Source organism: Dyella telluris (assembly GCF_014297575.1).
GTDB lineage: Bacteria > Pseudomonadota > Gammaproteobacteria > Xanthomonadales > Rhodanobacteraceae > Dyella > Dyella telluris.
In genome coordinates this window covers 3,812,114-3,830,149 of record NZ_CP060412.1, presented here as the reverse complement: position 1 = coordinate 3,830,149, position 18,036 = coordinate 3,812,114, and the positions used below count along the sequence as shown (strand labels likewise).

Sequence of the window (18,036 nt, the reverse complement as noted above, 5' to 3'; positions counted from 1 at the left end):
CGGTTATCGGCGGTCTTGCATGGCGGATGACTTCGCCAACGAGAACATTATTTGTACGGTTTTCGGACGTTGTAAAGCATTCGCGGACTACTGCGCACAAGTCCATGGCTCGGGCAAATAAAAAGCCCGCACAGGGCGGGCTTCGGTCTTTAGATGGGTTTAGTTATCCCATCGTGAGGAATGATCGCAGGTCGAGCGATGTTGTCAAGCACTCACGCGTTTCAGTGGATGCCTGCAAACAGCAGCCACCTGCTAACGCTTGTCCCAATCATCGCCGTAGCACGTTCTCATGAGGTCAAGGAATGAAGCACTATCGCCGCCCTCATTGAATGTAGGGAAAGGAATGATGTCATCAATGGGAAGATAGAATCGCGTAAAGCCAGTTAGTCCACCCATTCGGTTCCGTGCATTCACCTCGCCACATACAAAGCGCTTTCCGTGGTAGTCGTTGATCCTCAAGCCCCTGAACTTTGCTGAGTCAGGATCGTTCAAGCGGTCCTTCACCGCTGCCTGAGCTTTGCTATATGTCCGCACATTGGCAACGCCATCCACTGGGTTAGATGCATTGCTCACCGACATGGCGACGCCAATTCCGGCCAACATCGCAAGGAGCGCAAAGGATGGGATGAGAAGTGCCCATCGCCGAATTCCAGATAAGCGCCATGCCGCCAGTAGTGCGAAGAGCAGGGGAATGGCAAACGCAAACCAAAAGGTTGGGAAGTTCTCTATGGGAAGCCACGCGAATCCAATCGTGGCCACGGCAAGAGCTAGGAATATGCCAAGCTTTTTTCCCACCCCCCCTCGCCATGCAATAGCACCTATGGCGCAGAACACCAGCATCGCGATATGCCAAACTGCGATCGAAAGCATCGGATCCCCCTAGTTTGATTTTCAGTACTCGTACCTGACGCGACTAACCCACGTCAATTCGGCCAATCCGCCTACGTCGCGCATCCGCTGCCGTTGAAACGAAAAGGCCGCCCGGAGGCGGCCTAGGTATCGATTTCGTTAGGCGATCACATGTGATCGATGAATTCGCGTATCGCGCCAGGTCCCATCGACATCGCGTTCTTTAGCTGTAGCACGTCCAGCGTGCCATTCTTCAGCCCATCAATGACCAAGTCGACACGGGACAGGTCGTTGGGGGAGAGGTCCATCAGCGCACGCACGCGTGTGTCCCAGTTGACGGTATGGCTCATGGCGTGGCCCTCCGCAGCGGAACCTCAAGCTCTTCAGCAATGGCTCTGGCTTGCTCCAGGAGCCCGGACATCAGCCATGCCACATCGGAACTGATGCCATCGGCTACGCCGTCTTCGGCAATCTCCTGCATTCCGCGCAGCATGCAGGACAGGTGCGAGTGGAGGTCGCTCAGATTTACGTCATCGGCTATCCGAAAGAGATGCTTCCCCTCTCGCGGGATAAAGGCAAAGCCCGCCGGAGTGGGGGTGTGCAGGGTCACGTCGTGTTCGTTGAATGCGGTCATGATATTGGCTCCTTCAAGTCTGAGAGCCGCCACCTGTCGTCGCCAAACGATGGAGGGTGGCGGACGTGTCGGGTTGGCGAACCGGGGACCAAAGGAGACCCGGCCAGGCCGAAGCCTGCCCGACACGCCCACCATAGAACTGGTAGGAATGCGCGCAACAAAAAAGCGCCATCTAGGCGCTACGCGCCTTCGGTCTAATCAGGTCGCCAAACCTGGTCGCCGATTTTGCGGCGACGAATGGAGGATGCGCCGGCCTTACGCCGGCGTCAAGTGCTCAGATCAACGCGATGCGAGCCAAGCGCTCGGCGCTGGCTTGGACAAGGTGCGCGTAATGCGCGTCAATCATCGCCAGCGACGTGCCGGTCATCTTGGCAACCTCGCTCGTTGACAGGCCTCCCATCACGGCCTCAGTGATGAAAGAGTGGCGCAGCACGTACATGCACACGCCGGGCGGCAACGCGGCGCGCTCGGCGGCTTTCTGCACCTGCTCGTTCCACACGTGCTTGTTCCACGCGGTTCCATAGTTGTCGAATAGCCAGGCTTCAGGATGCTTGTGCTTTGCCGCTGACTTGAACAGCGCAACGGCCGCCGGTGTTAGGAACACTTTGCGCTTTCCGGTCTTGCCGTCAAATTCCATTGTCCCGGTGCGCGGATCAAACTGCTTGCATCGGGCTCGTGCGATTTCGCCAGGGCGTGCGCCCGTCAGCATGGCAGTCTCCATGAGCGCACGCACCGGCCCCTCTGCCGAGGCCAGCAAAGCACGGCGCTGGGTAAGGTCGAGAAACAGCTCGCGCCGATTGTCGGCCTTGTCCAGCGGCTTTACGTTGCGCCATTCAATCTCGTGCTCCGTGCTTACGTGCCGGTCGCGAACGGCCAGGTTCAATGCTGCTTTCAGCGCGGTCAGCGTGCGGTTGATGCTGGCACGGCCCAACGTCTTACCCCGCTCGTTCGGCTCGCCCAGCTCATCGCGCCATGCTTGGATGCGCTTGGTGGTCAGCTTGGTGAGCGCAACCTTGCCTATCTCGTGCTCGTACACAGTGCGGTTGTATCGCTGCTCGGCATCAGTCGCGGTCGCGTCGCCCTTTTCCTTGCGGATGTGCGAGACATATTCGCGGCACGCATCGGCAACCGTGGCCACCTCACTCGACTTGATGCCGGCGCGCATGCGCTTCAGCCACTCGCGCGCAGCCTTCTGCGCGTTCGCATAAGCGTCCTTGTCGTCATCGTCAACGCGACCCAGGGCGTGGAAGCATTGCTCGCCCTGGTCGTTCCGCCAGCGTGCAATCCAGTTACCGCCGTGCGTCAGGCTGCGATAGCCGACGAACAGTCCGCGATCAACGGGCGGCCCCCAATAGGGATTGTTACGCGGGGGGAGCTTGGCGCGCCCCGTCTTTGATTGAATCCACTGCCGGTAATCCGCCAGATCTGGTTTGCCTGCCGGTGCATCCGTTGTTGACCGCTTGCTGGCCATAAATCCTCCATGCTCAAACCATGCTCAAAAACTATATCACATTTGCATGGACAATAATGGACAATATATGTCGTATTTTCAGCATGTTATGGACAACAGCAAACGGCTATGGACGTTAAAAACTGCCTTCACACGGCAGGTGTAGCAAGTTCGATCCTTGCATCGCCCACCACCGAATAAACCCTTGTTCCAAGGGACTTGAGAGGCTCCAGAGATGGGGCCTTTTTTGTTGCCTGACTGTTTTGGCGCAACGACGTCCTGCCCGATGTCGCGTGGTGGCAAGGCCGCCCCGGATTCTCGCTGCGCTTCATCCGGGCTACGTGGCGCGAAGGCCTCGGTTTGTATTTGTTGGACAATTGACTGACACTCGCAGGACCACCACTGGCCGAGAGTCACCGCATGCCGCAGCTGTCTCCGTTGAGTCGCCGATCTTTCCTGAAGGGTCTGGCGTTGGCTGGGGTGATGAGTGCGATGACGTACCGCCCGCTTCGCGCGAGGCCTGCATCGGCAACCGATACGACCGCTGGCCGCGCGCAGCAGGCACCGCTGTTTCCGCAGGCGCCATTGATGCCGCAGCCGTTCGCGTTTCTCCCGACCGGCTCCATCAAGGCCAGTGGCTGGCTGCTGCGGCAACTGCATATCCAGGCTGACGGGCTGGGCGGGCATCTGGATGAGTTCTGGCCCATCGTAGGGCCGGACAGTGGGTGGTCGGGCGGCAAGGGCGAATCGTGGGAAGACGGCCCGTATTTTCTCGACGGCCTGGTTCCACTGGCATGGCAGCTCGATTCGCCAGAGCTGAAGGCGAAGGCGATGCGTTTCATCGACTGGACGCTGGATCATCCCTGGGAGAACGGCATGTTCGGCCCCCGGAGCAATGATGACTGGTGGCCCCGCATGGTCATGCTCAAGGTACTCACGCAGTATCACGAGCTTACCGGTGATGCCCGCGTCATCCCGTTGATGACGCGCTACTTCCACTATCAGCTGCAGGCGCTGCCTGCCCGGCCGCTACGCGACTGGGGTCGCATGCGCTGGCAGGACGAGCTGCTCTCCGTGCTGTGGCTGTATCAGCGCACCGGTGATGCGCGCCTGCTCGAGCTTGCGCAACTGCTCAAGCAGCAGGGCTATGACTGGCAAAGCATGTATGCGCATTTCCCGTTCACGCAGAAGACCGATGCCGACGCGCTGCGCAAGCAGGCCGGCGGCTCCGATGCGTTCATGCAGGATCTCGGCCTGCAGGTGCATGGCGTGAATGTCGCGCAGGCGCTGAAGGCGTCGCCGGTGTGGTCGGTGTCATCCGGCAACGTGGCCGACCGCGACAGCGTGCATCATCAGCTGCAAATGCTGGATACGTATCACGGCCTGCCCAACGGCATGTTCTCAGCCGACGAACACCTCGCGGGGCGCAGTCCGTCGCAAGGCACCGAATTGTGCACCGTCGTGGAGACCATGTTCTCGCTGCAAGTGGCGTTGGCCATCACCGGCGCCCCGGCATTGGGCGACCGGCTGGAGCGCATTGCGTTCAACGCGCTGCCCGCCGCGCTCACCGACGACATGTGGGCGCATCAGTACAACCAGCAGGCCAACCAGGTGGAATGCAGCCTGCACCGCGAACCGTGGACCACCGACGGGCCAGAGTCGAATCTGTTCGGGCTCGAACCCAACTTCCGCTGCTGCACCGCCAATTTCCATCAAGGCTGGCCCAAATTCGCCAATAGCCTGTGGATGGCAACGACCGACCACGGCCTGGCGGCCATGAGCTACGCACCGTGTGCCGTGACCACGGTGGTGCGCGACGTGCCGGTGCGGCTCGAGCAGGTCAGCGACTACCCGTTCCGCCAAACCGTGAGCATCACGGTGCATCCGCAACAGGCCGTGGCATTCCCGATTCGCCTGCGCATTCCCGCGTGGTCGCAGGGCACGCGCATAGCCGTGAATGGCAAGCCCGTGGATGTTGCGGACGGCTTCACGACGATAGAACGCCTGTGGGCGCCGGGCGACACGATCGAGCTGAGCTTCCATGCCGAGGTGACCACCGAGCGTGGCTACAACGGTGCGCTCAGCTTTACCCGCGGCGCGTTGGTCTTTGCGTTGCCTATCGAGGAAAACTGGGTCGTCTGGCGCAAGCGTGGTCCCACCAACGACTGGCAGGTGTATCCGGGTTCACGCTGGAATATCGGCTTCCGGCACGATACGCCGGTCTCGGTGAGCGAGCAGCCCGTCGGCGCGCGGCCCTTTGCGGGAACCTCGGCGGCGGTGAAGCTGGCCATGCAAGGCCGTTACGTACCCGCATGGAAAGCATCGGAAGGCAGTGCCGAGCCCGTGCCCGCCCATGCCGAGGCGGCCACCGACGAAGCCGCCCAGACGATGACGCTGGTGCCTTATGCGGGGGCCAAACTGCGCATCACGGCATTTCCTTCGCTGACGTGATGGCCTGACACACAGGCGCGGCCCCGCCCCCAGCCAGGGAGTTACAGGTCCGGCGCCTGCACGGCATAGCCATCGGCCTTCAGCGCGCTCAGATAGCCATCCTGCGCCAGCAGCTCATGCATTGGCAGCACCGCAAAGGTCTGCTGGTTCCTGGTCAGCGCCTGTTCGGCATGGCCAACCCAGCTGCTCCTGACGCGGTTTTCGATGTCGTTGATGCCGAGTGCTTCGGCAAACGGCGAGTTGTCCAGCGTGGAGAGACATGCATCCTCCTGCACCTGCGAGAGGATGCCGCGCAGCGCGTCGATATCTCCGGTTGCCCACGCATTCGCACGCAACGTCGCCTGGGCCAGCCCGCCATCAAGTGCATCCAGCACCTGGCTCAGGCAACGCTGATCGTTCATCGACTTGCCGCTCAACGCGTGCAGCGCGTTGCCCGGGTCTTTCAGCAGTAGTTGATACGAGGTATCGATGGTCGCGACGCCGTCATGGGCCGCGGACTTGTAGACCACGTCTTCCAGGCCCGTTTCATCGACCAGCCCGTGCTGCCGCAGGGCGGCCTCGTAGAGTTCGCGCCCGGCCAGAATGGGTCGCTTGCGTTCCACTCCAGGGTGATCACCCAGATACACGGCTTTCAGTCGAAGCCAGTGCTGGTAGACATCGGGTGCCAGCACGTTCCGCAGCGACTGCCCACCGGGATTGGCGCCAAGCGCCCAGGCCGACGGCATCATCGAGCTTCGATAGAAACTCGTACGCACACCGACCTCCAGGCTTGGCAATTTCAGCAAGGCCTGTGACGCCGCTATCCGTCGCTCCACATCCACCGACTTCCACTGCATGTCCTTCGGCACCGGCGAGGTAAGGCCAAGCACCCACATCACGTGGCTTCCCTTGCTCACCTTCCACAACGCGGGGCCCGGCAGGACGCCGGTCACCACCACCGGCGCAAGCGTTGGCACCGTGACCTGAGTCGGCGGAGGCGTGGATGAAGACTGCGCACACACGGCGCCAACACAGCAGCACGTCAGCGTCGCCGTGATCAGAAGCGGGAGGATTCGCGCCATGGTCCGGGCCACCTATGCGGGACAAACCGTCTTCCGTGATTCACCAGGGCCGGCGAGCACCGTGCGCGCGCCATCCCGATGATGCCGGCCATGGCTTGAAGGCAATGCGTGAATCCGCATGCGAACACACGGAAACAACGCGCCGCGCTCTTCATGGCCCGACCAATATACCTGCAGCGACACGCGAGGGCAGGCATATCGCCACGCTCTCCTGAACCGATGCGCCGTGCTGGGTGAAAGGTCACTGCGACCTCCAGCTAATGATCCGTGGATTCGGGCCGACAACTTCCGGGATGAGGGAGTCCCCTCGTCGCGCCCCCTCCCCGGGGCTGCCGGAAAACCCGTCCAGAAAGGAACCCAGCAATGCGGAAGTTGGTATTCATGTCCATGCTTGCAGTCATCGTTGCCGCGCCGCTGGCAGCAACTGCTGCCGACGCCGAGTCGAACGTGCAGGTGTGTTATGCGGCGCGCCTCACCGGCGCCGAAGACATCTACAAGCTCAAGAGCACCACCCTGCTCGACTGCGAATCAGGCAAGACCGACCTGAAGACCCTGGTGGCTGGCAAGTGGCGCATCGTGTCCGCGGTGCCGTTTGCCGTCGGGCGCACCTCATCGGAAGACCTGATCATCATCCTGCAGAAGTAAATCTGCCGGCAGCGTGCTCACGGGCGGCTGGCAGTGTGGACCTGACCGCTGTCATGCCCGCACCGTGCCATGGGCACGCGCTACGGTCGCTTCAAGGAAGACATGCCCTTCCAGAACAGAGCCACCTTCAAGGTGGCCCTGTTCAATGCTCGCCAGTACCGGAAACACATTTGGCTGTCCTGGCAGCTTATTCAGGGGTCGAAGCGCGATACCCAAGGGCCATTCGCGCAGGCTTCCACATGGCATGCCATGTGTCTGGCAGACGCCCCGCAGTCGGCCTATCATCGCCGCGCAAGTTGCCCGAACAGCGAAGTCATGTAATCCCTAACGGACCTTGGGGTGCATCCTATGTCGCAGAGCAAGTTTGTATTACTCGCCATGTCCCTGCCCCTGATCGTCGCTTGCGCGGTGCAGCCACTTCAAACGGACGCGCCCGCCAAGACGAGTACGACTAAAGTGGATACGGCCAAGACACGCCGCGTCAACTGCGTCACGGTTCCCTCCGTGGGTGTACCTGGGTCCTATGTTCAGTCCATGGTGAACACCAGTTATTCAAGCTGCAGCGGCAGCTCGAACGACACGCACTGACCGCCGGCGCAGCGATCCAGAAGACCCTGTCCACGCGTGACGCCGCTGGATCCCTCACCGGCACGCGCTCTGGCGGCGTCATCAAGAACGCCTGCCGCGGATCCGCGTGGGGTTGTCTGTGCGTGTGCGGCTCAAGGCACCGCTAGCCGGGCAGGCTGACCACGGACTGGAAGCCTCCAAAGATCATCCGCTTGCCATCGAAAGGACAGTCGGCAGCGGCCTCCATGCGCGGGTCCTGCATGAATTTCGCCATGCCGGCATCGCGCGTGGCCTTGTCGGGCCATTCCACCCACGAGAACACCACGGATTCGTCCTGCGTCGCCTGCACGGCACGGCGGAAATCTGTGACCTTGCCATCCGGCACATCGTCGCCCCAGCACTCCACCACCCGGATGGCACCGAACTCCACGAAAATGGCGTCGAAGGTACGGGCGTGCTCGATGAACTTTTCGCGGTTGGCGTTGGGTACGGCGATCACGAAACCATCGATGTAAGACATGGGTGTCTCCTCGGCGAAAGGGGTGGCCGGCGTGACCACCTTCATCTATGCGACGAACGGGTGCCCGCGGAATCGACATGGGTCATTCTGGGAAACCGTCCGCTTTGAATCGACATGCGGCCGTCGTGAACAGGCCAATCTTCGCCTGTTCTCCCTACCACCAGGCGCGATCAAAGGTTCACCGGCGCCACCTGAACCACTTCATCGCCCTCGCGTAGCGGCCCCATGAGCAGGGTGAGGTTCTGCTCGAACGCGCGGGCATCCCCTGTGGTCAGGAATCGCGTCACGCCGGCTTCGTTCGCCTCATCCCGATGCGGCACCTTGCGGCGCAGCGCGACCTCATGGGCAACGGCATGCGCAGGGTCCAACAGCTCAACGCCGGGCCCGAATTGATCTTCAATGGCACGCTGCAGCCACGGAAAGTGAGTGCAACCAAGTACCAGCAGGTCAATGGGAGCAGGAAAACCCGAGCGAGCCTTCCGCAGCGTCTCGGTGATTGCTACGCCGTCGACTATCCCTTTTTCCACATAATCCACGAGCTCTGACGCGGCAACCTCGTGAACACGGGCGCCCGGCACAGCCCTTCGCACCGCCGCGCCGTACACGCCAGACCGCACGGTGGCCGATGTAGCCAGCACACCGATATTCGTCTTGCCCGTCGCCGCCACCGCCCTGGCCGTCGGGGCGATCATGTCGATTATCGGCACCGCACTGGCGGGCCATCCGTGGTCCCTCGCTACCGCGCAAAGCGTATTGCTTCCCATGGCTATGCCATCGACCTGCAATGCCTGCAGTCGCGTGACATAAGCCTGAAAGTAACGGGAGAGCTCCACTGCCCCGCGGACTCCCAGCGGCGAATTTGCCTAATCGGCAAAATAGATCAGATCCTCTCCCGGCGCGTTCTCACGAATGCGCTGCAGCACGGTCAAGCCGCCCAGTCCTGAGTCAAGAACTCCCAGCACAACGCCTCCCCATCGAGTTTCAGAGTACTTGCCTGTTCACTTGCCCGGCATCAGGCGCCTGGACCCATGCGAAGCGGCTGGTGGCCTGCGTCGTTACGGCGCGCAGGCCGACGAACAGCAAAGCTGCCCACTTCGAGATCATGGGTACCCTTCCCCGGGTTCAGTCCAGTCTATCGGGGACGGCCGAGGTTCGGCACGGGTGCGCAGGGGGGGCAGGGTCAGACCCCGCTGTGCACCAGGTAGATCGCGCAGCCCAGCTGCACGACCAGCCATATCCAGCCGGACACCATCAGCGAGGTGCGCGTTTGCATGGACCAGTCGGATCGACGCGACAACCAGATCATGGCGTTGGGAATCAGCAGCAGCACGGCATCGCGGAACAGGAAAAAGTACGGGCGAGGAATGAACGGCGGGCCGTGGGCAATCACGATCTGGCCAAGCACCAGGATGAATACGGATACGAGAGCGGCGGCGATTCTCAAGAGGATGCCCCGGTGGTCGTGGTATGCGGTGGCTGCCGCGATGGGACAGCAGTCTAGCGCGGGTTTTCGCCTGGATGCGCAGGGCTCAGGGTGCCGTATCCATCGGCACCAGCATGCCGCGCTTGAGCGTGCTCAGGGCCACCCGCGTCTGGAAGCGGCGCACATTGGCGTTGTCCGCCACCAGCCGCTGCATCAGCGCCTCGAAGTCGTCGACGTCGCGGGCCGAAACGATCAGCACGTAGTCACCTGCCCCGGTGACGTACCACGCCTCCTGGATACAGGGTTCCGCGGCAATCCACTGCTTGAGGCTGGCGAGCAGCTCGGGGCGTTCGCGCTCCACCTCCACGTCGACGATCATGGTCAGCGGCCGGCCAGCGCGCTTGGCATCCACCAGCGCCACCTCGGCCGTGATGACCCCCTCTTCCTTCATGCGGGCAATGCGCCGCTGCACGGCAGAGGCGGACAGCCCCACGTCCGCACCGATCAGCTCGGCGGGCCGGCGGGCATCCTTCTGCAGGATGGCGAGAATGCGCCGGTCAAGCTTGTCCAGTTCGCTGGTCATGGTGCACTAGGCCCAGGTCATGCGGGGAAAAGACGCGTCGTGCCGCTCATTGTCGCGGGCTGGCCGCGTGGGCGAAACCTACCATAGCCCGCTCCCCCCACCACGCAAAGAGCGGGCGCCTGATGAAGCTTCTTTACCAATCCCATTCGCCGTACGCACGGAAGGTGCTGGTATTCGCGCACGAAGCCGGGCTCGCGGAACGGCTGGAAGTGATCCACCACGAAACCAGCCCCACGCTGCGCAACGAACAGGTTTTCGCACTCAACCCGCTCGGCAAGGTACCCGTGCTCATCACGGAGGATGGCACCGCCCTTTTCGACTCCGGTGTGATCTGCGAGTACCTGGACGGCCTGCACGGCGGCCATCCGCTGATTCCGGCGAACCCTTCGCAGCGCTTTCGGGCCTTGCGCAACCAGGCCATCGCCACGGGGCTGGCCGATGCCGGCATCGCCGTTCGATGGGAGGCCCAACGACGTCCTGAAGCGCTGCGCTGGGCACCGCTGCTCGAAGGTCATCTGCAGAAGGTCATCGCCTCATGCGATTACCTGGAGAAGAACGTCCCGGGCGATGACGACGTGGATATCGGCAGCATCGCGCTGGCCACTGCGCTTGACTGGATAGCCTTCCGCCACGTTCACGACTTCCGCCATGAACGCCCCCGGCTTGCCGCCTGGCATGCCAGGTTCTGCGCACGCGAGGCGATGCGGGCCACGACGTTCCATGGCGACACGGTGGATCAGTTGCCCCCGTCGGACAACGCCAGGGGAGCCGCTTATGCCGTCGCCATGGATTGATCTCCTGCAACTGCATGGGCACATCACCGATACCGCGCTACTGCGCAGGCTTGCCGGCTTGCCGCCCGCGGCGCCTTGTCCTCCGTCAGACACGAGGGAAGCGCCGACGAACCACGTGAAACAAGTGATTTCACGTTGGCGTTTGTGCCTGGGCATCGGGGATGGTGCGCTGCGTACGCAATAGGCGTCGCTGACAAATGTACGCCACGCCGTGGGGAGGTGCCGACTTCTGCACGGCACATCCTTGATTCGCTGGAGCGACCCAGGCGACCTACACCGCGACCCACGCATCTTGGCTGTCCGAATACAGGACACCCCCGTTTCAATACCAGCCAGCTTCACGCGGCTATGCTGAAAAACGGTTGAGACAGGAGATGCCAGCATGTCCGTCGATACAAAGACCCCGCTCGAACACGTGAACGACACCCTTGCGCAGCTCAAGGAAATGCGCCACTACGCGAAGAACAACGTCGAAACACTCACGGCGCAATGGCTGCTGTTCGATGGCGAACTGAAGAAGCTCAAGCAGACCTCATCCATCGAAACCCTGATGACACGCCAGGGCGAACTGCACGATGCACTGAACGATGAAATCACCGCACTGGAAGAGCTGGCGGTGACGCTGCAGCCACCACCGGAAGAAGCGTAACGGGCACCCCGCCTCAGCACGATGGACGGCTTTCGGGTGGCCGTTCGATCGCCCATGCGATAGCCGCATCGAACAGCAGAAGCACGGCGCCGGTCAGGCTGCCGAACATCTCGCCGCTCAACGGCTGCCTGATCACGCCTGCAGTACTGCGCAGCACCTCGAACTGCACATGGCGTTCAACGTTGACACTTCATCAGTGAGTGTCAGCACTTCCTGAGACACCGCGTCGCCATCCACGCGGCATCCACGCGCACTTTGTCGCATGCGCTTTCCTGCCGCGCAGGGCGACCGCTCCCGCCTGTCAGACTTTCTTCTCCCGCCGACGTCAACGTTCGGCATGTGACCGAACTGACCCACCCATGAAAAAGCTCAAGCTGAAGAAGCCCACCCGGATGACGCTGGTGCTGATCGCCCTTTCCCTGCTCTGCGTCACCATCTACAGCGCCATTGCCATTGGCCTTGCCAGCCAGATCGGCAAGCCGCCCAGCGTCGAGCACGGCATTACCGCGGATGATTGAATGCCGCCATCCGCCTGGTCGTTGAATCGCCCGGACTGACGAAGGCCGCGACTACGGCCCGGATGCCGTCAACCCGAAGCCCGCGGCCTGCGTCTCGATATGTGGATCAAGGGCGCGCGCAGCGACCAGATCGGCCTGGCCCGCATCCGCTTGCCCCGCACGGATTTCGGCAAGGCCAAGCCCATATCGCGACCACGCTGTATCCGGCTTTTCCGCCAGCGATTGCCTGTAGGCCTTGATGGCATCGGGATACTGCCCCAGCCGCAGTTGCACCAGGCCAAGACTGTCGAGATACGCCGGGTTCTGGCCATCACGCCGTATCGCCTTGCGACAATCCTTCAAGGCATCGTCGAGCATCTGGTTGCTCAGTGCGCGCGCCCAGCAGCGCTCGTTGAGCGCGGCGCCGAGCATCGCGTCGTCACCGTGCAGGCGAATCCAGTCGTCGAGCAAAGGCAGCGCAGAGGCCGGTTGATCCAGCTGGATGTAGAGGCTCGCCACGGCACGCGCCTGCGTGGAGCCCGCTGTCACCGCTGCACTGGCCGTGGCCGCGTCGGACGCGGCGCCGGCTCGATCCTTGTGCGCCAGGCGAAGCCGTGCGCGCATCAGCAACGCATCGACCTGCCTGGGTTGCAGGCTCAACGCCGTGTCCAGATCAGCGGCGGCAGCCTCCGGCTGCATGTCGGCCTGGAATGCCCGTGCGCGGATCACGTAATAGTCGGCCTGCCCGGGCGCCATGCGGATGGCTTCATCCAGATCAGCAACGGCGGCATGCGCCTCGCCACGTGACAGGTGCGCCTGCCCGAGCATGGCCGCGTCTGCGGCCGACTTTGGCGACGCCGCATTGGTGTCCGTCATCGCCTTGCCGTCATCCCCCGGCGCCTGCGCATAAGTGAATACGCGACCACCGTTATAGGTGAAGTAGACCTTGCCCTTGCTGGTGGCGATGAACATGTGGTGCGCAAGCAGGAAATCGACGCCAAGCAGCATGTCCGTGCCGTCGTTGGTGGAGCCGTCCAGCACCTGCATCTGGCTGTGCTGGATGGTTTCCGAACCCACCGAGAACGAATCGATATTCACCGTCCACGAATGCACGGGCCGGCCACCCACGCCAAAGCTGGTAAAGCCCGACTTCACATCTCTGGCACTGACGTCGATGCCGATACGCTCGGCAGCTTCGCGAAAAAGCACGGTGGCGGCAGCCCCGGAGTCGATCAGCGCACGCACTTTTCTGCCGTTGATGGTCACGTTGACAAAGGTGCGCCGGTCGAACCGATTCGGGGAGCGCTCGATATCCGCGAGGTTGTACTTGTCGTCCTTCACCCAGTACGCCAGCGACGTGTTATCGCAGTGCTCGGCCTTGAACAGGGTCAGCTTGCCGTGCGCCAGGTCGATCTCAAGATCCGCGATGTCGAGCAGGTTGGCACCCAGCAGACCATTGCCGGCATCGCTGCCCCCGACAATGAAGTCCACGTTCTTCAGCGTGGTATCGAGGATGCCGAACTCCTTGACGTGCGCCTGCTGGATATTCGCCGACCCACCGATGCCACTGACGCGGTAACCAAACGGTGCCGGCTGCAGTCGCAAGCCAAGCGCCGCGGCGTTGGCAGCAGACATGATGTTGAAGAACGCACCGGTATCGAGAATGAAGCGCGTGCTCTGGCCGTTGATCTTCACCATGGTGGTCGCCTGGTTGCCAACCATTTCCACGGGCAAGGTGCCATAGCTTTCCAGATGGCATTCGCCGGCCCAGACGTGAGTGGCGAACAACAGGCCCATGCCGATGCAGCAAGAACGCAACATCCCCATCCCTCCCCTGTTTGCCACGACCGCGCATGGGGTCGTATCGACCGGCGGCGCGATGATCATACGACTGCCAACGGCGCTGTTCACTTTTCCTGGTGCGAACGCTCGCCACAAGCGATGAATGAACAACCCGTATCGATGCTGAACTCCCGCCCCTGCGCAGCCGTCTCACCACGACCTTTTTGCGCAAAGAACGACTAGCCTAGGTCGGTCGCCCGCCTTTCATCATGGGCGACAACCTGAACATTCAGGCTCCTCTGCCGCAACATGACGGCGTGGGTGACGTTACCCCACACGGCCAGTGCGTGTTACGGCAGAGTCGCTGGCACTGACCATGGAAGCGCCCCTTGAGGCGTTCATGGGCCGGCGGAACCATCAACATCGGTGCTGAAGCGTGGGCACGGGGTAACCACCTAGGCGACATAACGGATCATCACGTTACGAGAGCGCTGCCATGAAAAACCTCATCAAGCGAATTCCCGTCATCGGCCCCGCGGCCCAGAACGTCTACCGGCGATGGCTCAGCCCGCCCAAGCCCTTTCACGGTTCGGAGGACTACTGGATCGAACGATATCGCGACGGTGGCAATTCGGGCGCAGGTTCGTACAACCGCCTCGCCGAGTTCAAGGCCGAGGTGCTCAACGACTTCGTCGCTACCTACCATATCCAGGACGTCATCGAGTTCGGCTGCGGCGACGGCAACCAGCTCACGCTGGCCAACTACCCCGCCTATCTCGGCCTGGACGTGAGTCCCCACGCCATCGCCGGATGCAAGAGCCGCTTCGACGGCGATGCAAGCAAGTCGTTCAGTCTCGTGCACGACTACGCCGGCCAGATGGCGCAGCTCGCCATGTCGCTGGACGTGATCTATCACCTGACCGAGGACGAGGTGTTCGCCACCTACATGCGCACCTTGTTCGGCGCAGCGCGCGACTACGTGGTGATCTACTCGTCCGACAAGGACGAACCGCACACACCATCCGCGCATGTGCGCCACCGCCAGTTCAGTCACTGGGTGCGCACGCATGCGCCAGGCTGGCGGCTGTTGCGACACATCCCCAATCGTTATCCCTATGCCGGAGACAACGACACGGGTTCACTGGCCGATTTCTATATCTACGGCCGGGGCAGCCTGACCTGACCAATGCCTCGCCAGCCACCCCGTGACGCTGGAGGGTTATTTCGCCTCGACATGCAGAAGCCGCGCGCGGCTCACGTTGCCGCGTGCGTGCGCATGGAATTTCCAGGTATGGCCCGGTCGGAGGTCATGCACTTCGTCGCTGGCCCGACCTACCACGCGCCCTTTGGCGTCGTAGAGGCGGAAGCTCACCTTCGCCGAATGCACCGGCGCGCGTCCGGTATTGGTCAGTGTGCCCACCACCTTGTTGCGGCCGGGCGTTACGTCGCGCTCGACCCGATAGGACCCCACGTGCACCGTGGGCTTCGCGCCGTTGGCTTGCGCGGTGACTGACAGGCCAAGGCCGAGGAGGAACAGTGCAGCGGCGGAACGCAGATTCATCGTGTACTTCAGACCGGAAGGTGTACGGAAACGGGGCCGCGTAGCTTACCGAGCTTCCCGGTGGTTTTGCTCGAGTCGATCACACATTGCCATCGGACCACCGGATGTTCACCCGCTGCATCGTTCCGCCACCTTCCGCCGCGCGGCCTAATCCCAGCGATTGGCGTTCCGGGGATAGTCCGGCCGCTGGATGCGCACCACGCAGAATCGCTGCCCGCTGGGTGCCTGCATCACCACCCACCGCTCGAGGCGATTCACCACGCGGGCGCCGAGTTGTTCCAGCCGCGCCACTTCGGCGGGAATATCATCGGTCTCGATATCCAGATGGACACGGCTTTCGTGTTCCACGCGCTGGATCTGCACGATGGGCTCGCCCTCCGGCGTCTCCAGCATGCGGTACGGGCCACGCGTGCCCGGATGCTCGCTGTCGACCGGCCTGCCGAGGGCATCGGCCCAGAAGCGGGCGGCCTGATCGATATCCTCCACCTTGCAATCGATAAGCACGGCACACAGACGCGAGTGATGCATGGCGTTCTCCTGCGGGAAAGGCGCACGGCATGAGGTGCAACCACATCTAGCCCTCTTTGCCTCGCCACGTCCACCCGCAGGCCGGCACGGTCAGCCGATGGCGCTGGCCACCATCGCCCCGAGCCGGCGCGACACCCGGTCGAACGGTGCGATATCGCGCTGGGCGCGGCAAAGCACGATGGCGCCTTCCACACTGGCCACGATCAGCGTGGCGTACTCCTGCGCCAGCTTCGGGGTGATGCCATCGGCACGCAAGGCGAGTATCAATTTGCCTTCCCAGTCACGGAACACCGCTGCCGCCGCCGCAAGCACGTCGTCATCGGCTTCACCGAGTGGCTCTTCCACCGCCACCGCCATCACCGGACAACCGTTGTGGAATTCGGAGCGGATCAGGATCTCGCGCCACATGGCGAGAAAACCGCGCAGACCGGCTGACGTGCCATTCTGCAGGTGGCGATCAAGTCCTGCGCCAGCACGCGCGCCAGCCAGCGTCACGGCCTCGATGACCAGCTGTTGCTTGCCATCCGGAAAATGGTGGTAGGTCGAACCGAGCGGCGTAGCCGCCCATTTCGCCATTTCACGGATGCTGGTGGCGTTGAGGCCATGGCGGGCCAGCATGTCGGCGGCCGCACCCACCAGGCGTTCGCGGGTATCGGACTGGCGGGGACTCATGGGCGGCACCTTGCTAAGACAGTCGTCTGGATATAGCTTCTCATGAATATGACGACTGTTATAGATCAAGCACCACCCTCGCCTGGCGAAGCCTTCACGCTGACTGCTCGCGATGGTTACGTGCTGTCTGGCACGCGCTTTCCGGCGGTGGGTGCTCTGCGCGGCCGTCTGGTGGTGGCCGGTGCCACGGCCGTACCGCAGGGTTTCTATCGACGCTTTGCGCAGTTCGCCAGCGCGCAGGGCTATGACACGCTGATCTTCGACTACCGCGGCGTGGGCCAGTCGAGCCCGCCGTCGCTGCGCGGGTTCCGCATGGACCTGCTGGACTGGGGACGCCAGGATCTGGCCGCCGCCATCGATGCGATGGCCGGCGACGATGTCCCGCTGTATGTCGTCGGTCACTCCTATGGCGGCCACGGCTTTGGCCTTGCGCCCAACCACGGCAAGGTCACCGGCTTCTACGTCTTTGGCACCGGTGCCGGCTGGCATGGCTGGATGCCGCGTTTCGAACGCGTGCGCGTGCTTGCCATGTGGCGCGTCGTGCTGCCGCTGCTGACCTGGTGGAAGGGCTATTGCCCTTGGCGGATGCTGGGGCTGGGTGAAGACCTGCCGACGGACGTGTTCCGGCAATGGCGCCACTGGTGCGGGTTTCCCCACTACTTCTTCGACGACCCGGCAATGCAGGGCATCGAGCACAGCTATGCAGCCGTCCAGACGCCCATCGTGGCGGTCAACGCACTGGACGATGCATGGGCCTCGCCAACGTCGCGCGATGCCTTCGTACAGGCTTACTGCAACGCGCCGTTGACCCGCCAGGACCTGGACCCCACACGTATCGGCGGCAAGGTGGGCCACATGGGTTACTTCCGCCCGGCCGCCGAACCGTTGTGGCGCGATGCGCTGTCCTGGTTCGCCACGCTTCCGCCCGCCGGTTCCACGTCGTGAGCCCATTGCGCTGGCTGACCGGGTTGAAGTGGCTGCTGCTGGCCAATGTGGCCGCCAGCATCCTGCATTACACGGACAATGTGTTGTTCTTCGGGGAGTACCCGGAACCGACGTGGATCAATCCTTCCATCGTCGATGCATTCTGGTTCGTGATGACACCGCTCGCGTGGCTGGGTTACCGGCAAGTCCGGCGCGGCGCAACCCTCACGGGCTCACTGGTCCTGCTTGGCTATGGCGTGGCCAATCTGCTCTCGCTCGGCCACTACCGCTACGCGCCCATGCATGCGATTTCCCATCGCATCAACGCGTTCATCCTGCTGGAAGCGGCACTGGCCATCATGCTGATTGCGTATCTGGCGATGCCGCGGCGACGCACGGCGGACGCTGTCGAGGCGAAGTGAACGCCATCGCGGTGGCAAGGCGCC

The 18,036-nt window shown here is 62.6% G+C and carries 24 protein-coding genes; 9 read left to right on the top strand and 15 right to left on the bottom strand.

Annotated features, from left to right (window positions below; genetic code table 11):
- Nucleotides 1–252 precede the first annotated feature (252 nt).
- From H8F01_RS16785 to H8F01_RS16770, 4 genes are all read right to left on the bottom strand, one after another.
- Nucleotides 253–870, bottom strand: a complete 618-nt coding sequence (locus H8F01_RS16785; RefSeq protein ID WP_187056198.1) for a hypothetical protein — start codon at nucleotides 868–870, stop codon at nucleotides 253–255.
- Between the two features lie 146 nt (nucleotides 871–1,016).
- The gene (locus H8F01_RS16780; protein WP_187056197.1) at nucleotides 1,017–1,199 is read right to left on the bottom strand and encodes a hypothetical protein; all 183 of its coding nucleotides are present in this window, start codon (nucleotides 1,197–1,199) and stop codon (nucleotides 1,017–1,019) included.
- A complete protein-coding gene (locus tag H8F01_RS16775) occupies nucleotides 1,196–1,483 on the bottom strand; it encodes a hypothetical protein (protein ID WP_187056196.1) in 288 nt (95 codons plus the stop codon). The genes H8F01_RS16780 and H8F01_RS16775 overlap by 4 nt, the downstream gene beginning before the upstream one ends.
- 274 nt (nucleotides 1,484–1,757) lie before the next feature.
- Nucleotides 1,758–2,954, bottom strand: a complete 1,197-nt coding sequence (locus tag H8F01_RS16770; protein ID WP_187056195.1) for a tyrosine-type recombinase/integrase — start codon at nucleotides 2,952–2,954, stop codon at nucleotides 1,758–1,760.
- Between the two features lie 399 nt (nucleotides 2,955–3,353).
- Here H8F01_RS16770 and H8F01_RS16765 point away from each other — a divergent pair, with 399 nt between their 5' ends.
- The gene (locus H8F01_RS16765) at nucleotides 3,354–5,384 is read left to right on the top strand and encodes a beta-L-arabinofuranosidase domain-containing protein (RefSeq protein WP_187056194.1); all 2,031 of its coding nucleotides are present in this window, start codon (nucleotides 3,354–3,356) and stop codon (nucleotides 5,382–5,384) included.
- Nucleotides 5,385–5,425: 41 nt separating this feature from the next.
- On the opposite strand, the gene H8F01_RS16760 is transcribed toward H8F01_RS16765, so the two are convergent.
- Complete coding sequence (locus H8F01_RS16760; RefSeq protein ID WP_187056193.1) at nucleotides 5,426–6,340, bottom strand: TraB/GumN family protein; 915 nt, start codon at nucleotides 6,338–6,340, stop codon at nucleotides 5,426–5,428.
- 486 nt (nucleotides 6,341–6,826) lie between these two features.
- On the opposite strand from H8F01_RS16760, the gene H8F01_RS16755 reads away from it, so the two are divergent.
- Together H8F01_RS16755 and H8F01_RS16750 are read left to right on the top strand one after the other, a co-directional pair.
- Entirely contained in the window at nucleotides 6,827–7,090 is a 264-nt protein-coding gene (locus H8F01_RS16755; protein WP_187056192.1) for a hypothetical protein, read from the top strand.
- A gap of 69 nt (nucleotides 7,091–7,159) precedes the next feature.
- Nucleotides 7,160–7,411 carry a hypothetical protein gene (locus tag H8F01_RS16750; protein WP_187056191.1) on the top strand — a complete coding sequence of 84 codons (252 nt, stop codon included), beginning with the start codon at nucleotides 7,160–7,162 and terminating at the stop codon, nucleotides 7,409–7,411.
- Between the two features lie 409 nt (nucleotides 7,412–7,820).
- Here the strand turns inward: H8F01_RS16750 and H8F01_RS16745 are convergent, their stop codons facing one another.
- The 5 genes from H8F01_RS16745 to H8F01_RS16730 all read right to left on the bottom strand — a co-directional run bounded on the left by H8F01_RS16745 (nucleotide 7,821) and on the right by H8F01_RS16730 (nucleotide 10,183).
- Complete coding sequence (locus H8F01_RS16745) at nucleotides 7,821–8,177, bottom strand: DUF1428 domain-containing protein (protein ID WP_187056190.1); 357 nt, start codon at nucleotides 8,175–8,177, stop codon at nucleotides 7,821–7,823.
- Between the two features lie 170 nt (nucleotides 8,178–8,347).
- Entirely contained in the window at nucleotides 8,348–9,010 is a 663-nt protein-coding gene (locus tag H8F01_RS16740) for a glutamate racemase (RefSeq protein WP_187056189.1), read from the bottom strand.
- Nucleotides 9,011–9,158: 148 nt separating this feature from the next.
- Nucleotides 9,159–9,281, bottom strand: coding sequence for a hypothetical protein (locus tag H8F01_RS21975; RefSeq protein WP_274380556.1), 123 nt, complete (start codon nucleotides 9,279–9,281; stop codon nucleotides 9,159–9,161).
- 76 nt (nucleotides 9,282–9,357) lie between these two features.
- Nucleotides 9,358–9,621, bottom strand: a complete 264-nt coding sequence (locus H8F01_RS16735; protein WP_187056188.1) for a hypothetical protein — start codon at nucleotides 9,619–9,621, stop codon at nucleotides 9,358–9,360.
- Between the two features lie 85 nt (nucleotides 9,622–9,706).
- A complete protein-coding gene (locus tag H8F01_RS16730; RefSeq protein WP_187056187.1) occupies nucleotides 9,707–10,183 on the bottom strand; it encodes an Lrp/AsnC family transcriptional regulator in 477 nt (158 codons plus the stop codon).
- A 122-nt stretch (nucleotides 10,184–10,305) separates the two neighbouring features.
- Between H8F01_RS16730 and H8F01_RS16725 the strand changes: the two genes are divergently transcribed.
- Together H8F01_RS16725 and H8F01_RS16720 are read left to right on the top strand one after the other, a co-directional pair.
- Nucleotides 10,306–10,977 carry a glutathione S-transferase family protein gene (locus H8F01_RS16725; protein WP_187056186.1) on the top strand — a complete coding sequence of 224 codons (672 nt, stop codon included), beginning with the start codon at nucleotides 10,306–10,308 and terminating at the stop codon, nucleotides 10,975–10,977.
- A 382-nt stretch (nucleotides 10,978–11,359) separates the two neighbouring features.
- Nucleotides 11,360–11,626 carry a hypothetical protein gene (locus H8F01_RS16720; protein ID WP_187056185.1) on the top strand — a complete coding sequence of 89 codons (267 nt, stop codon included), beginning with the start codon at nucleotides 11,360–11,362 and terminating at the stop codon, nucleotides 11,624–11,626.
- 13 nt (nucleotides 11,627–11,639) lie between these two features.
- On the opposite strand, the gene H8F01_RS16715 is transcribed toward H8F01_RS16720, so the two are convergent.
- Nucleotides 11,640–11,795, bottom strand: coding sequence for a hypothetical protein (locus tag H8F01_RS16715; RefSeq protein WP_187056184.1), 156 nt, complete (start codon nucleotides 11,793–11,795; stop codon nucleotides 11,640–11,642).
- Between the two features lie 190 nt (nucleotides 11,796–11,985).
- Between H8F01_RS16715 and H8F01_RS16710 the strand changes: the two genes are divergently transcribed.
- Entirely contained in the window at nucleotides 11,986–12,144 is a 159-nt protein-coding gene (locus H8F01_RS16710) for a hypothetical protein (RefSeq protein WP_187056183.1), read from the top strand.
- 51 nt (nucleotides 12,145–12,195) lie between these two features.
- Here H8F01_RS16710 and H8F01_RS16705 read toward each other — a convergent pair whose 3' ends face one another.
- Nucleotides 12,196–13,944 (bottom strand): aspartyl protease family protein, encoded by a 1,749-nt coding sequence (locus H8F01_RS16705; protein WP_238481026.1) that lies wholly within the window; start codon nucleotides 13,942–13,944, stop codon nucleotides 12,196–12,198.
- 457 nt (nucleotides 13,945–14,401) lie between these two features.
- On the opposite strand from H8F01_RS16705, the gene H8F01_RS16700 reads away from it, so the two are divergent.
- Nucleotides 14,402–15,088, top strand: coding sequence for a class I SAM-dependent methyltransferase (locus H8F01_RS16700; protein ID WP_187056182.1), 687 nt, complete (start codon nucleotides 14,402–14,404; stop codon nucleotides 15,086–15,088).
- A gap of 36 nt (nucleotides 15,089–15,124) precedes the next feature.
- Here H8F01_RS16700 and H8F01_RS16695 read toward each other — a convergent pair whose 3' ends face one another.
- The 3 genes from H8F01_RS16695 to H8F01_RS16685 all read right to left on the bottom strand — a co-directional run bounded on the left by H8F01_RS16695 (nucleotide 15,125) and on the right by H8F01_RS16685 (nucleotide 16,666).
- A complete protein-coding gene (locus H8F01_RS16695; RefSeq protein WP_187056181.1) occupies nucleotides 15,125–15,466 on the bottom strand; it encodes an FxLYD domain-containing protein in 342 nt (113 codons plus the stop codon).
- A gap of 147 nt (nucleotides 15,467–15,613) precedes the next feature.
- Nucleotides 15,614–15,994, bottom strand: a complete 381-nt coding sequence (locus H8F01_RS16690) for a VOC family protein (RefSeq protein WP_187056180.1) — start codon at nucleotides 15,992–15,994, stop codon at nucleotides 15,614–15,616.
- Between the two features lie 90 nt (nucleotides 15,995–16,084).
- Nucleotides 16,085–16,666, bottom strand: a complete 582-nt coding sequence (locus tag H8F01_RS16685; RefSeq protein ID WP_187056179.1) for a TetR/AcrR family transcriptional regulator — start codon at nucleotides 16,664–16,666, stop codon at nucleotides 16,085–16,087.
- Nucleotides 16,667–16,708: 42 nt separating this feature from the next.
- On the opposite strand from H8F01_RS16685, the gene H8F01_RS16680 reads away from it, so the two are divergent.
- Together H8F01_RS16680 and H8F01_RS16675 are read left to right on the top strand one after the other, a co-directional pair.
- Nucleotides 16,709–17,611 (top strand): alpha/beta hydrolase family protein, encoded by a 903-nt coding sequence (locus tag H8F01_RS16680; RefSeq protein ID WP_238481025.1) that lies wholly within the window; start codon nucleotides 16,709–16,711, stop codon nucleotides 17,609–17,611.
- The gene (locus H8F01_RS16675) at nucleotides 17,608–18,012 is read left to right on the top strand and encodes a hypothetical protein (protein ID WP_187056178.1); all 405 of its coding nucleotides are present in this window, start codon (nucleotides 17,608–17,610) and stop codon (nucleotides 18,010–18,012) included. The genes H8F01_RS16680 and H8F01_RS16675 overlap by 4 nt, the downstream gene beginning before the upstream one ends.
- Nucleotides 18,013–18,036: the final 24 nt, after the last annotated feature.